We start from the raw sequence: 13289 nt of genomic DNA, 5'->3' as shown, positions 1-13289 counted from the left end.
CCGGGTTCACGCCGGGCGGCCGTCGCTAGAGGAAGGGCGGGAAGGCGTGGCCGCGGCGCAGCCTGAGCTGGTCGAGCATCTGCTGGATGACCTCGCGGACGCGGTCGGTGAGGTTGAACACCAGCATCGGGTCGTCGGCCGCGCCGGGATCGTACTCGTCCGTACGGATCGGCTCGCCGAACTCGATCAGCCACTTCGACGGCAGCGGCACCAGCCCGAGCGGGCCCAGCAGCGGGAAGAACGGGGTGATCGGCACGTAGGGCAGCCCGAGCAGCCGCGACAGGAACGGCACCTCGCCGATCTTCGGGTAGATCTCCTCCGAGCCCACGATCGCCGTAGGCACGATCGGCACCCCGGCCCTGATGGCGGAGGCGACGAAGCCGCCGCGGCCGAACCGCTGCAGCTTGTAGCGCTCGGAGAACGGCTTGCCGACGCCCTTGAAGCCCTCGGGGAACACCCCGACCAGCTCGCCCTTGCGCAGCAGCCGGTCGGCGTCCTCGCGGCAGGCGAGCGTGTGGCCGGTCTTGCGCGACAGGTGGCTGAGCAGCGGCAGCTGGTAGACCAGGTCGGCGCCGAGCAGCCGCAGCGCCCTGCCCGCCTCGTCGTGCAGGGCCACCTGCATCATCAGCGCGTCGACCGGGAGGGTGCCGGCGTGGTTGGCCACGACCAGCGCGCCGCCCTCCACGGGGACGTTCGCCACCTCCAGCGCCTCGACCCTGAACCAGTGGTGGTAGATCGGCCGCAGCAGCTCCAGCAGCACCTTGTCGGTCAGCTCGGCGTCGTAGCCGAACTCGTCCACCTCGTAGTCGCCGGTCAGCCGCCGCCGCAGGAACTCCAGCAGCCCGGCGAGCGGGCCGTCGTCGCCGGGGTCGCGGGGATAGGACGGGGCGGCGCTGATCGGGACGACCGTGGCGTCCTCCGCCTCGTGGGGAACGCTCACCAGCGGGCACCTCCGACGGCGTGCAGCCCCCGCGAGCTCAGGAAGTCGTCCAACGCCGCCGCGGTGGTGAACTTGGGCCGCCAGCCCAGCTCCGACTCCAGCGCGCCGGTGTCGACCGCGCGGCCGTGGCGCATCAGGCGGAGCTGCTCGGGCGAGTACTCGACCAGCCCGGCACTGCGCGCGACGTTGCCCAGCAGCTGGAACGCGGGCGACGGCATCGCCAGGGCCGGCCGCCCGGCCCGGCGCACGCACTGCGACAGCAGCAGCACGCCGGCCCCGGCCACGTTGAACGTGCCGGGGTGGTCTTCGGTTGCCGTCCGGCGCAGCACCTCGACCGCGTCATCCTCGTGGACGAACTGCAGCCGCGGGTCGAAGCCGAGCACCGTCGGCAGCACCGGCTGGGTGAAATATCGGGTCAGCGGCGAGTCGACGCCCGGCCCCATGAAGTTGACGAAACGCAGCAGCGAAACGCTGACGTCGGGACGCCGGCGCGCGAAACCCCGCACGTAGCCCTCGACCTCCACGGCGTCCTTGGCGTAGCCGTGGCTCGGGCTGTCGGGCGGCTCCAGGTCCTCGGTGAACACCGCGGGGTCACGGGGGGAGGAGCCGTAGACGGCCGTGGTGGAGCGGACCACCACGCGCCGCACGGTCGCCGACCGCTGGCAGGCGCCGAGCAGCTGCATGGTGCCGATGACGTTGTGCTCTTTCATGGCTGCCCGGCCGGTGCTCCTGGACGGAGCGCTCACCAGGCTCATGTGCACGACGGTGTCGATGTCGGCGGCCGCGAACACCCCGGCGATGTCAGGGCTGCGCAGATCCACCCGGACGAACTCGGTCCGGCCGAGGGGGATGCCGCCGTCTCGGGTGAGCGAGGGGGGCGGCACGGTGTCCACTCCGATGACACGGCTGATGTCAGGATCGGCGGCCAGAACGCTCGCCACCCGGGCGCCGATGTGGCGCGAGACCCCGGTGACGAGCACGGTGTGGGTCATCTGCGCCTCGCAGCTGCGTCGTCTACTTCTTGTTACGCCGCTGGATGCGCGTCTTCTTGAGCAGCTTGCGGTGCTTCTTCTTGGCCATCCGCTTGCGGCGCTTCTTGATCACAGAGCCCACGGGACCCCCAGGTCTTGGTAGCACGTCGAAAACAGCGTGCGAGCGCACGCAGGCTCACAGACTACCGGCGATCCATGGTAGATCGCCCCTTGGGGGTGAAAGCCCGGCCGCGCGCCGCGGCCGGGTCTCTCCCGCGACTGCATTCACGGCATGCCGCGGCACACCGCTACTCGTGACTCATCCGGCCTCGATGTAGGCCTCGCGAAGATAGTCGTGCACCGCCTGCTCCGGCACCCGGAACGAGCGGCCGACACGGATGGCCGGCAACTCTCCCGAGTGCACCAGTCGGTAGACAGTCATCTTCGACACTCGCATGACTGTGGCCACTTCAGCCACTGTCAGGAACTTCACCTCACTGAGAGGTCTTTCGCCTGCACCCATCGGACGCCTCTTCCGCACGTGTTTCCGGGTTATCCCCACTGGTGCCATTGCTCACGCACGTGTACTGCTGTCAGCGTAAGTCGGGACTCCGAGTGCGCAAACCCCCTAGTTTCTCAGCCGATGGATCCGCCTGTCAGGCGAATCCGCGAAAATGCTGGCCAGCCGCCCTCTTCAGCCGCCCGCACACCCGTTGGACCTGTCCAAACGGTCACCTATAAGAGTCGCCCACGCCTCATCAAAAGTTGGCAAAGTGACAGTGAGTCCCTCGGAATGCAGGGGCGAAACGACGGTATGAGGATGACCGATTTCAACTCATAGGGCAGCTGTGACTCGTGTGACGAGGCGCTCCGTGAGCGGTGCGTAGTAGCGGGGTAGCACGTTGTCGTCCAAAGGCACCACCACTTCGATCTTGCCCTCGGCCTCTCCCACGAAGAGGCCGGGGTCGTTGCTGTCGGCGAATGCCACAGTGGGCACTCCCGCCTCTCCCGCTGCCCCTGCCCACCCGTGGTCGGCGATAACCAGATCGGGCCGCTCGTCTCCCAGCTCGGCCAGCATGTGCTCCATCGGGGCCGCGTCGTGGGTGTGCACGAACGCGCCCTTGTCGTCGAGCATGGCCACGTCGCCGAGATAGCGGAGGCGGCGCGGGCGGCCGAACCCGGACCCCGCGTAGGTCCAGCCCTCGGCCGGGCACAGCAGCGTCGCCCCGCGCTCCAGCGCCAGCCGCGCCAGCGGCAGGTGGATGGCCAGCAGCCCGGTGGGGTGGCCGGTGGCGAACAGCAGCCGCGGGCCGGGCCGCGACAGCGCGGCGGCGATCCGGTCGGCCATGGCGTCGAGCGCGTCGACGGTGAGGTCGGGGTCGATCGTGTCCTGGCCCCAGCGGTGGCCCGGGTCGGCGACCACGCCCGCGGCCTTGGCCATGAGCGCGAGCACGTCGCGGAAGCGCCACGGCTGCTCGAACGTCAGCCCCAGCATGTAGTAGGGGTCGCGGTTGGCGAGCGAGCTGTAGTGGTCCAGGTTGTTCTCGCGGGAGGTCGCGACCTCCCCGGCGATGCGGGTCTGGACGAGATGCTCGCGGAGTCGATCGCGGCTCAGCACTGGTCTTCCTTAGGGCATCGGATCGAGGCCGTGCAGCGGGAACACCGCGTTTCTGGTCGCCATGATCGCACGGTCGATGGGGTCCGCTGGATCATAACCACCGGAGAGATCCTGGAATTCCGGGGTCCGTCCGTCGGTCATGGTCAGCGGCGGCAGCTCGCCCGTGCGCTCGCGTACGAGACGCCGCCAGGCCTCGCTGGTCGGCGTGGCCGGGTCGATCGGGTGGCCGGCGACCTCGGCGATCAGGTGGGTCCAGATCCTGGGCACCACCTGGACCAACTCGTAGCCCCCGCCGCCGGTCGCGATCCAGCGGCCGCCCGCCGTCTCGTGGGCCAGCCGGTGGAGGTAGGCGTAGGCGGTGCGCTGGCCGTCGACGCTCAGCATCAGATGGGCGAGCGGGTCGAGCGCGTGGCTGTCGCAGCCGTGCTGGGTGACCAGGATGTCAGGCCGGAACTCGCGCAGCAGCGGCGGCACCACCGAGTCGAAGGCGCGCAGCCAGCCGGTGTCGCCGCAGCCCGCCGGGAGCGCCACGTTGACGGCGGTGCCGTCGGCGCCGGTCTCGCCGGGGAACCCGGTGCCGGGGAAGAGCGTGCGCGGGCTCTCGTGCAGGCTGATCGTCAGCACCCGCGGGTCGTCGTAGAACAGCGCCTGCACGCCGTCGCCGTGGTGGACGTCGACGTCCACGTAGGCGACGCGGCCCGCGCCCTGCCGCAGCAGCCAGGCGATGGCCAGGGCGGGGTCGTTGTAGACGCAGAACCCGCTGGCCGTGGCGGCCATCGCGTGGTGCAGCCCGCCTGCCACGTTGACCGCGTGCCCGGCCGTACCCTCCCAGACCGCGCGGGCGGCGGCGAGCGAGGCGCCGGCGATCAGCGCGGACGCCTCGTGGACGCCCGCGAAGGCGGGGTTGTCGGACGTGCCGAGCCCCGCCGACAGGTCGGGCCGGCCGGTGGCCGAGACGCGCTTGACGGCCTCGATGTAGCCGGGGTCGTGCACCATCGCCAGCTCGTCGTCGGTGGCGGGCGCGCACGGCGCGACCTCGACCTTGTCGAGCACGCCGAGCTCCCTGGCCAGCGCCATCGTCAGCTCGACCCGGACGGGCGCCAGCGGATGGTCGGGGCCGAAGTCGTAGGAGATGAGGGCGTCGTCCCAGATGACCCGCGCCGGCTGGCTCATGCATGCTCCCGTTTCCTTCGCCTTGAGGTGACGTTACCGCAGCGTCAACGGCAGGCGTCCAGACACCTCCCCCGGCAATGGCGGAGAAAATTCCGTAACATCGGATCATGGGCGTTCGGCAGCGGGCCCGGGACGCGTGGTTGTTCTTACGACGCCCACGGGTCTTCGACGTCACGCTCGTGGTCGTGCTCGCCGCGCCGGGGGTCGTCGCCGCCCTCGCCATCTGGCTGACCCGGGGCGAGGGCCTGATCTTCGCCACGCTCTACCTGATCACCGTCCCGGTCCTGCTGATGCGGCGCGAGCGGCCGGTCCTGACCGCCGCCCTGCTGCTCGGGCTGGACATCACCGCCACCTTCCTCGGGGTCGCCTCCGGCAGCCCGATCCTGCTGATCGGCCTCTACAGCCTGGGCCGTTACCTGGACGGGCGCAGGGCCGCGATCGCCGGCGGCGCCGGCGCCCTCCTGTACGCGGCCGCGCTGATCCTCGTGGCCAGGCCGTCCCCGGCGGGCGACCCTCTGGGGATCCTGCTGGCGGGCCTGTTCACTGTCGGGATTCCGGTAGGGCTGGGCCAGTTCGTCCGGATCCGCGCGGAGCTGCGCGAGCGGGCGCAGCGGGAGGCGGCCGACTCGGCGGTGCGGGCCGAGCGGCGGCGCATCGCCCGTGAGCTGCACGACGTGGTGGCCCACCACCTGAGCGTGATCAACGCGCTGGTGGGCGGCGCCAGGGCCACGCTCCCGCCGGAGCAGGAGGTCGCCCGTGACGCCCTCCAGGGCGCCGAGCAGACGGCCCGCCAGGCGCTGGCCGAGATGCGCCAGCTCCTCGACGTGCTGCGGGCCGACGGCGGCGGCGGCGCCGACGCGGCGACCGGGGTGGGCACCGACCGGCTGCCCGCGCTGGTCGAGGAGGCGGGGACCGCGGGGCTGCCCGCCCGCCTGACCGTGCGGGGCGAGCCGGTGGCGCTGCCCACCGCGGTCGACCACGCGGTCTACCGGATCGTGCAGGAGGCGCTCACCAACACGCGCAAGCACTCGGTGGGCGCCCGCGCGACCGTGCGCCTGTCGTACGAGAGCGCGGCGATCGAGGTCGAGGTGCTCGACGACGGCGCGTCCAAGCAGCCGGCCGCCCCGGCCGGGTTCGGGCTCGGCGGCATGGCCGAGCGCGTGGCGCTGTGCGGCGGGCGGTTGTCGACCGGCCCCCGTGAGGAAGGCGGTTTCCGCGTGCACGCGCGCATCCCCCTGGAGAAGACGTGATCTCTGTGTTGCTGGTGGACGACCACGCGCTGGTCCGCAAGGGCTTCCGGCTGATGCTGGACGCGCAGCCGGACCTGACCGTGGTGGGCGAGGCGGGCGACGGCGCGGAGGCCGTGCGGCTCAGCGCTGAACTGCGGCCCGACGTGGTGGTGATGGACCTGCACATGCCCGGCCTGGACGGGGTGCGCGCCACGGAGCTGATCATCGGCGGGCAGCCCGGCGTGCGGGTGCTCGCGCTGAGCACCTTCGACCTGGACGAGAACGTGGTCGCGGCGCTGCGCGCGGGCGCCTGCGGGTTCCTGCCCAAGGACGTCTCGCCGGAGGAGCTGGTCGAGGGCGTGCGGGTGGTGCACAGCGGGGAGGCGGCACTCGCGCCCCGGCTGCTCACCCGGCTGATCGGCACGTTCGTGCGGGCTCCCGAGCCCCGGCGCTCCGCGTCGCGCGGGGCCGGCAGGCTGGACGCGCTCACCGACCGCGAGCGGGAGATCCTGACGCTGATCGCGCGCGGCCTGTCCAACGCGGAGATCGCCGCCGGGCTGGGCGTCTCCCCGTCCACGATCAAGAACCACGTGACGAGCCTGTTCGCCAAGATCGAGGTGCGCGACCGCGCCCAGGCGGTGATCGTGGCGTACGAGGCCGCGCTGGTCAGCCCGGGAGAGTAGGACCACGGTCCTATGGGGCCGGGCCGGAACCGTACCTCGGGCCGACGATAACGATCTTCAGGGCGATCATGCTGGGTCCATGACCGCGATTCGGGCAACCAACCTGAGCAAGCGCTACGGCAAGACCATGGCGGTGACCGACCTGTCGTTCGACGTGGAGCCCGGCCGGGTGACCGGGTTCCTGGGGCCCAACGGCGCGGGCAAGTCGACGACGATGCGCATGGTCCTCGGCCTCGACCACCCGTCGGGCGGGTCCGTGCTGGTCGACGGCAAGCCCTACCAGGAGCTGCGCCACCCGCTGCGCAAGGTGGGCGCGCTGCTCGACGCCAAGGCCGTCCACGGCGGGCGCAGCGCCCGCAACCACCTGCTGGCCATCGCGCAGAGCAACGGCATCCCGGCCGCCCGGGTCGAGGAGGTGCTGGAGCTCGTCGGGCTGGGCAACGTCGCCGGACGCCGCGTCGGCGGCTTCTCGCTGGGCATGTCGCAGCGGCTCGGCATCGCCGCGGCCCTGCTCGGCGACCCGGAGATCCTGCTCTTCGACGAGCCGGTCAACGGGCTCGACCCCGACGGCATCCTGTGGATCCGCACGTTGATGCGCGGGCTCGCCGCCGAGGGCCGCACGGTCTTCGTCTCCAGCCATCTGATGAGCGAGATGTCGCAGACCGCCGACCATCTGATCGTCATCGGCAAGGGCCGGCTGATCGCCGACACGAGCGTGCCGGAGTTCATCGGGCGCAGCTCGCAGGGCTACGTGCTGGTGCGCTCGCCCCGGCTGGCCGAGGTGGCCGAGCTGGTCAAGGTGGGCGAGCTCCACACCGACCACCTGCGGGTGACCGGGGTGTCGCCGCTGGAGATCGGCACGATGACCGCCAGGGCGGGGCTGCCGCTGGAGGAGCTGACGTTCGTCAAGCCCTCGCTCGAAGCCGCCTACATGGAGCTCACCAAAGACAGCTTGGAGTACACGTCATGACCGATGTCCTCCGGTCCGAGTGGACCAAGATCCGATCGGTGCGGTCCACGCTGTGGACCCTCGCCACCACCGTCGTGCTGATGCTGGGCGTCTCCGCCCTTCTCAGCGCCTCGGTCAGGAGCACGGCCGACGGGCCGGTCCCGGGCGAGCAGGCGATGATCGTCAGTTTGCAGGGCGCGTCGCTCGCCGCGCTGGCCATGGCCACCCTGGGTGTTCTGGTGATCTCCGGCGAATACCGCACCGGGGCCATCCGCACCTCGCTGATGGCCGTGCCCCGGCGGATGAGCCTGCTGACCGGCAAGATCGTGGTGTTCACGGCGGTCTCGCTGGTCGTCTGCCTGCTCGCGTCGGCCGGCGCGATCGGCGTCGGCTTGGCGATCTTCCAGCCGGCCTCCGTCGAAGCGGGCGAGATGGCGCGGTCGGCGCTCGGGTCCTCCCTCTACCTGACCGCGTGCGGGCTGTTCGGGCTGGGGCTGGGCACGCTGATCCGGCACACGCCGGGCGCGATCGTGTCGGCCATCGCGCTGATACTGGTGCTGCCCCCGCTGACCACCCAGCTCCCCGGCGAGTGGGGCAGGACCGTGTCCGAACACTTCACCACGAACGCCGGCGCGCTGATCGTGTCCGGCCAGAGCACCGGCTCCCTGGGCCCGTGGAGCGGGTTCGCGGTCTACCTCGTCTGGGTCGCCGCGGCCATGCTGGCGGGCGCCGTGCTGATGCGGCGGCGCGACGCCTGACCTCGGGTCAGCCCGACGCGAGCTCGCGGCCCCGGTCGCGGGCCGCTTCGATGGCCGCCAGGAAGGCCGCGCGCACGCTGTGGCGCTCCAGCTCGGCGATGGCCGCGATCGTGGTGCCGCCCGGGGAGGTGACCGCCTCGCGCAGGATCACCGGGTGCTCGCCCGAGTCGCGGAGCATGACGGCCGCGCCCACGATCGACTGGGTGACCATGTCGAGCGCCGCCGCCCGGGGCATGCCCAGCAGGATCCCGGCGTCGACCATGGCCTCCACCAGGTAGAAGAAGTAGGCCGGCCCGCTGCCCGACAGCGCCGTGGCGGCGTCCTGCTGCGACTCGGGGATGCGCAGCACCTTGCCGACCGGCCGCAGCAGGTCTTCGGTGCGCCGCAGATGGTCCTCCCCCGCGTACGCGCCCGCGGAGATCACGCTCATCGCCTCGTCGAACTTGATGGGCGTGTTGGACATGACCCTGACCACCGGCGTCTCGTGCCCCAGCCGCTGCTCCACGAAGGCCGTGGTGATGCCGGCCGCGGCGCTGATCACCAGGCGGTCGGCGGGCAGGTGGGGGGCGATCTCGTCGAGCAGCGCGCCCATGTCCTGCGGCTTGACCGCCAGGATGAGCGTGCCGGCCGACTTGGCGGCCTCGGCGTTGGAGACGGCGCGCACCCCGTAGGTCTCGGCCAGCGCCCGCGCCCGCTCCGGCCGGCGCACCGTGGCCAGCACGTCGCCCGGCTTGAACCCGGCCCGCAGCATCCCGGACAGCAGGGCCTCGCCCATCTTGCCGGTGCCGAGAATCGCGATCATCAGATGCCCCTCACGCATTAGACGCCGGTCGCAGCCTACCGGCGTCTCCGGTCAGCCCCGCGACAGCAGCGACCGGGCGAAGAACGCCAGGTTGGCGGGGCGTTCGGCGAGCCTGCGCATGAGGTAGGCATACCAGTCGGCGCCGTACGGGACGTAGACCCGCATCCGGGCGCCCTGCGCGGCCAGCCTCTCCTGCTCGTCCGGGCGCACCCCGTACAGCATCTGATACTCGAACCCGTGGTGGTCGCGCCCCTCCAGCACGGCCAGGGTGGCGGCGATGCCGATCAGCCGCGGATCGTGGGTGGCGACCATCGGATAGCCGGTGCCGCCCATCAGCACCCTGAGGCAGCGCGCGTACGAGCGGTCGATGTCGGCCGCCGAGGTGTAGGCGCCCGGCGCGGTGTAGGCCCCCTTGCACAGCCGCACCCTGGCCCCGTCCAGCTTGACGCAGCGCTCGGCCGAGTCGCGCAGGTAGGCCTGCACCACCACGCCCACGCCGGGGTGCTCCTTGCGCAGGGTGGTGTGGATGGAGTGGAGGCCGGGGATGGTGTCGTGCTCCTCGGCGTCGAGGGTCAGCGTGATGCCCCGCAGCGCGGCGGACTCGCAGATGGTGGCGGCGTTGTCGAGCGCGAGCTGCTCCGACAGCCGCAGCCCGAGCGCGGTGAGCTTGACCGACACGTCGGCGCCTTCGGGCAGCACCCGCAGCAGCTCCAGATAGGCCCGGACGGCACCCTCCGCCTGCGCCCTGTCGTGGACGTCCTCGCCCAGGTGGTCGACGGTGACGAGCAGGCCCCTGCGGGTCAGCTCGGCGACCGTGCGGGCGATGTCGTCGGCGACGTAGCGCCTGACCACGTCGCGGGTCAGCGGCGAGGTGGAGATGACGCGCTCGGCGCGCGCGCTCCGGGAGACGGCGAGTAGAGCCTGACGCAGCACGGCTCAACACTACTCACCGCGCCTGCGCCTGCCGCCCACTCCGGTGTCGCCGTACGGCCTGATTTCCCAAGGGGCCTCCACAACGGGGTCAACCGGCTGAACCGGAGGCCTGTCACATCCGTCGTAGGGGTTATGCGCACAGCGACAGCGACTCTCATCGCCGGATGTCTCGTCCTCGCCGCCGGGTGCGGCGCCGAGCGGCCCGCCGAGCAGGCCGCGTCCCCCGGGCCTGACACGCCGGTGTCCAGCACACCCGTGGCCGACGTGGTCACGACCACCCCGCCGGCCACGCCCAAGCCGGTCAAGCCGACGGGCGACGCGCTCAACCCGCGCAAGGTGCGCTTCACCGAGGCGACGCCGGTGTCGAAGGGGCGCCAGGTGCGGCTCACGTGGTGGTCAGGGGTGGAGCCGTGCACGGTGCTCCACCGGGTGAAGGTCAAGGAGACGAAGAAGCGGGTGACGGTCACCCTGTACGAGGGCACGTCGCCGAAGGCGAAGAACGTCTCCTGCATCATGATCGCCATCGAGAAGAGCACGACGGTCAAGCTCAAGTCCCCGCTGGGCAAGCGGAAGATCGTGAGCGGCGTATGACGGGGTAAGCGGGAACCCCTAGGGGAGATCTCAGGGGAACAGAACGCCCTTGTCAGGGGTTGAGTCGAGTACGCTCAAGGCGTTTGACAAAGCACGCCTCCATTCGTAGGTTGAGCGTAACCGACTCAACTTTGACTACAAGGACGTACTCATGGCACGTGCGGTAGGTATCGACCTGGGGACGACCAACTCCGTCGTCTCGATTCTCGAGGGCGGTGAGCCCACCGTCATCGCCAACGCGCAGGGCTCGCGGACCACGCCGTCCGTGGTCGCGTTCGCGAAGAACGGCGAGGTCCTGGTCGGCGAGGTCGCCAAGCGACAGGCCGTCACCAACGTGGACCGGACGATCCGGTCCGTCAAGCGGGAGATGGGCACCAACTGGTCCCAGGAGATCGACGGCAAGAAGTTCTCCCCGCAGCAGATCAGCGCCTTCGTCCTGCAGAAGCTCAAGCAGGACGCCGAGGCCTACCTGGGCGAGAAGATCACCGACGCGGTGGTCACCGTCCCGGCCTACTTCAACGACGCCCAGCGCCAGGCCACCAAGGAGGCCGGCACGGTCGCGGGCCTCAACGTGCTGCGCATCATCAACGAGCCGACCGCGGCCGCGCTCGCGTACGGCCTCGACAAGGAGGAAGACCAGACGATCCTGGTCTTCGACCTGGGCGGCGGCACCTTCGACGTGTCCCTGCTCGACGTCGGCCAGGAAGACGGCCACGGGTTCGTCGAGGTCAAGGCCACCAGCGGCGACAACCACCTCGGTGGTGACGACTGGGACCAGCGCGTCGTCGACGAGCTCGTCAAGCGCTTCCAGAACGCTCACGGCGTCGACCTGTCCAAGGACAAGATGGCTCTCCAGCGCCTGCGCGAGGCCGCGGAGAAGGCCAAGATCGAGCTGTCGGCCCAGTCCGAGACCTCGATCAACCTGCCCTACATCACCGCCTCCTCCGAGGGCCCGCTGCACCTCGACGAGAAGCTGACCCGCGCCGAGTTCCAGCGGCTCACCGCCGACCTGCTCGAGCGCTGCAAGGGCCCGTTCCACCAGGTCATCAAGGACGCCGGCATCAAGGTCTCCGACATCGCCCACGTGGTGCTGGTCGGCGGCTCGACCCGGATGCCCGCCGTCACCGACCTGGTCAAGGAGCTGACCGGCGGCAAGGAGCCCAACAAGGGCGTCAACCCGGACGAGGTCGTCGCCATCGGCGCCGCCCTGCAGGCCGGTGTGCTCAAGGGCGAGGTCAAGGACGTCCTGCTGCTCGACGTTACCCCGCTGTCGCTGGGCATCGAGACCAAGGGCGGCATCTTCACCAAGATCATCGAGCGCAACACGACGATCCCGACCAAGCGCTCCGAGGTCTTCACCACGGCCGAGGACAACCAGCCGTCGGTGCAGATCCAGGTGTTCCAGGGCGAGCGCGAGATCGCGGCCTACAACAAGAAGCTGGCCACGTTCGAGCTCACCGGCATCGCGCCGGCGCCCCGCGGCATCCCGCAGATCGAGGTCACCTTCGACATCGACGCCAACGGCATCGTCAACGTCTCCGCCAAGGACCTGGGCACGGGCAAGGAGCAGACGATGACGATCACCGGCGGCTCCGCGCTGCCGAAGGACGACATCGACCGCATGATGCGCGAGGCCGAGTCGTACGCGGAGGAGGACCGCAAGCGCCGCGAGGAGGCCGAGGTCCGCAACAACGCCGACGGGCTCGCCTACCAGACCGAGAAGTTCCTGCGAGAGAACGACGACAAGGTCCCCGGCGACATCAAGACCGAGGTCAACGACGCGCTCGCCGAGCTGAAGAAGGCTCTGGAGGGCACCGACACCGACACGATCCGCAACTCGGCGGAGAAGCTCGCCACGGTCAGCCAGAAGATGGGTTCGGCGATCTACGCGCAGAGCCAGGGCCAGACCGCGGGCGGCCCCGAGGGCGCTCCCCAGGACGCGTCCGCCACCCAGGAGCAGAAGGCCGACGACGACGTCGTCGAGGCCGAGATCGTGGATGACGAGCCGAAGAAGGACAAGTGAGGCCGTTGCGTGAGAACGGGCACGAAGAGCCGGTGATCCGCGACAACCGCAAGATCGACCCGGAGACGGGGGAGGTAAGGGTGCGAGCCGAGAACGATTCGGCCAAGCAGGACCAGCAGCAGGCGCCGGCGGAGTCCGCTCCGGCCGACGCCGAGCTCCAGGCCCAGCTGGACGAGCGGACGGCCGACCTGCAACGTGTTCAGGCCGAGTACCAGAACTACCGCCGTCGCGTGGAGCGCGACCGGGTGGCCGTGCGAGAGCAGGCCACCGCCAACGTCCTCTCGGAGCTGCTGCCCGTGCTCGACGACATCGGCAGGGCCCGCGACCACGGTGAGCTCACCGGCGGCTTCGCGGCGGTGGCCGAGTCGCTGGAGGCGGTGCTCACCAAGCTGGGGCTCAGCCCGTTCGGTCAGAAGGGCGACCCGTTCGACCCGGTGATCCACGAGGCGCTGATGCACAGCTACTCGCCCGAGGTGACCGAGCCGACCGCGGTCGAGGTGCTGCAGCTCGGCTACCAGATGGGCGACCGGGTGCTGCGCCCGGCGCGCGTGGCCGTGGCCGAGCCGGGCGACTCACCCGCGTCCGATGACGACGACAACTGACGAGGACGAAGGGCCGT

The 13289-nt window shown here is 70.7% G+C and carries 15 protein-coding genes; 7 read left to right on the top strand and 8 right to left on the bottom strand.

The features are described 5' to 3' along the window. Positions 1-25: 25 nt before the first annotated feature. From ACIBF7_RS07405 to ACIBF7_RS07380, 6 genes are all read right to left on the bottom strand, one after another. A complete protein-coding gene (locus ACIBF7_RS07405) occupies positions 26-940 on the bottom strand; it encodes a lysophospholipid acyltransferase family protein (protein WP_219544833.1) in 915 nt (304 codons plus the stop codon). Beyond that, complete coding sequence (locus ACIBF7_RS07400; protein ID WP_271274776.1) at positions 937-1932, bottom strand: NAD-dependent epimerase/dehydratase family protein; 996 nt, start codon at positions 1930-1932, stop codon at positions 937-939. The genes ACIBF7_RS07405 and ACIBF7_RS07400 overlap by 4 nt, the downstream gene beginning before the upstream one ends. A 22-nt stretch (positions 1933-1954) precedes the next feature. After that, positions 1955-2053, bottom strand: a complete 99-nt coding sequence (locus ACIBF7_RS07395) for a 30S ribosomal protein bS22 (protein ID WP_018654693.1) — start codon at positions 2051-2053, stop codon at positions 1955-1957. Between the two features lie 177 nt (positions 2054-2230). Next, positions 2231-2434, bottom strand: a complete 204-nt coding sequence (locus ACIBF7_RS07390) for a helix-turn-helix domain-containing protein (RefSeq protein WP_026214222.1) — start codon at positions 2432-2434, stop codon at positions 2231-2233. Positions 2435-2746: 312 nt separating this feature from the next. Next, positions 2747-3529, bottom strand: a complete 783-nt coding sequence (locus ACIBF7_RS07385) for a phosphatase (protein ID WP_148036340.1) — start codon at positions 3527-3529, stop codon at positions 2747-2749. A gap of 9 nt (positions 3530-3538) precedes the next feature. Continuing rightward, positions 3539-4702, bottom strand: coding sequence for an acetoin utilization protein AcuC (locus ACIBF7_RS07380; RefSeq protein WP_271274775.1), 1164 nt, complete (start codon positions 4700-4702; stop codon positions 3539-3541). A gap of 107 nt (positions 4703-4809) precedes the next feature. Between ACIBF7_RS07380 and ACIBF7_RS07375 the strand changes: the two genes are divergently transcribed. From ACIBF7_RS07375 to ACIBF7_RS07360, 4 genes are all read left to right on the top strand, one after another. Then, on the top strand, positions 4810-5952 hold the full coding sequence (locus tag ACIBF7_RS07375) for a sensor histidine kinase (RefSeq protein ID WP_271274774.1): 1143 nt from the start codon (positions 4810-4812) through the stop codon (positions 5950-5952). Then, the gene (locus tag ACIBF7_RS07370; protein ID WP_271274773.1) at positions 5949-6614 is read left to right on the top strand and encodes a response regulator transcription factor; all 666 of its coding nucleotides are present in this window, start codon (positions 5949-5951) and stop codon (positions 6612-6614) included. The genes ACIBF7_RS07375 and ACIBF7_RS07370 overlap by 4 nt, the downstream gene beginning before the upstream one ends. A gap of 79 nt (positions 6615-6693) precedes the next feature. Continuing rightward, entirely contained in the window at positions 6694-7584 is an 891-nt protein-coding gene (locus tag ACIBF7_RS07365; RefSeq protein ID WP_148036336.1) for an ABC transporter ATP-binding protein, read from the top strand. Beyond that, positions 7581-8321 (top strand): ABC transporter permease, encoded by a 741-nt coding sequence (locus ACIBF7_RS07360; RefSeq protein ID WP_271274772.1) that lies wholly within the window; start codon positions 7581-7583, stop codon positions 8319-8321. Before ACIBF7_RS07365 ends, ACIBF7_RS07360 begins: the two co-directional genes overlap by 4 nt. Positions 8322-8328: 7 nt before the next feature. On the opposite strand, the gene proC is transcribed toward ACIBF7_RS07360, so the two are convergent. Beyond that, positions 8329-9123: a pyrroline-5-carboxylate reductase gene (proC, locus tag ACIBF7_RS07355; RefSeq protein ID WP_271274771.1), complete on the bottom strand. Its 795-nt coding sequence runs from the start codon at positions 9121-9123 to the stop codon at positions 8329-8331. Between the two features lie 51 nt (positions 9124-9174). After that, complete coding sequence (locus ACIBF7_RS07350; protein WP_148036333.1) at positions 9175-10056, bottom strand: proline dehydrogenase family protein; 882 nt, start codon at positions 10054-10056, stop codon at positions 9175-9177. Positions 10057-10188: 132 nt separating this feature from the next. Here ACIBF7_RS07350 and ACIBF7_RS07345 point away from each other — a divergent pair, with 132 nt between their 5' ends. The 3 genes from ACIBF7_RS07345 to grpE all read left to right on the top strand — a co-directional run bounded on the left by ACIBF7_RS07345 (position 10189) and on the right by grpE (position 13272). Beyond that, positions 10189-10647, top strand: coding sequence for a hypothetical protein (locus ACIBF7_RS07345; protein ID WP_148036332.1), 459 nt, complete (start codon positions 10189-10191; stop codon positions 10645-10647). A gap of 151 nt (positions 10648-10798) precedes the next feature. Beyond that, the gene (gene dnaK / locus ACIBF7_RS07340; protein ID WP_148036331.1) at positions 10799-12670 is read left to right on the top strand and encodes a molecular chaperone DnaK; all 1872 of its coding nucleotides are present in this window, start codon (positions 10799-10801) and stop codon (positions 12668-12670) included. After that, complete coding sequence (grpE, locus tag ACIBF7_RS07335) at positions 12667-13272, top strand: nucleotide exchange factor GrpE (RefSeq protein ID WP_219544827.1); 606 nt, start codon at positions 12667-12669, stop codon at positions 13270-13272. Before dnaK ends, grpE begins: the two co-directional genes overlap by 4 nt. The last annotated feature ends 17 nt before the right edge of the window (positions 13273-13289 follow it).

The organism is Nonomuraea sp. NPDC050478, from assembly GCF_044458265.1.
GTDB lineage: Bacteria > Actinomycetota > Actinomycetes > Streptosporangiales > Streptosporangiaceae > Nonomuraea > Nonomuraea ferruginea.
The sequence above is the reverse complement of the archived record's forward strand: the minus strand, read 5'-3'. Positions and strand labels throughout refer to the sequence as shown.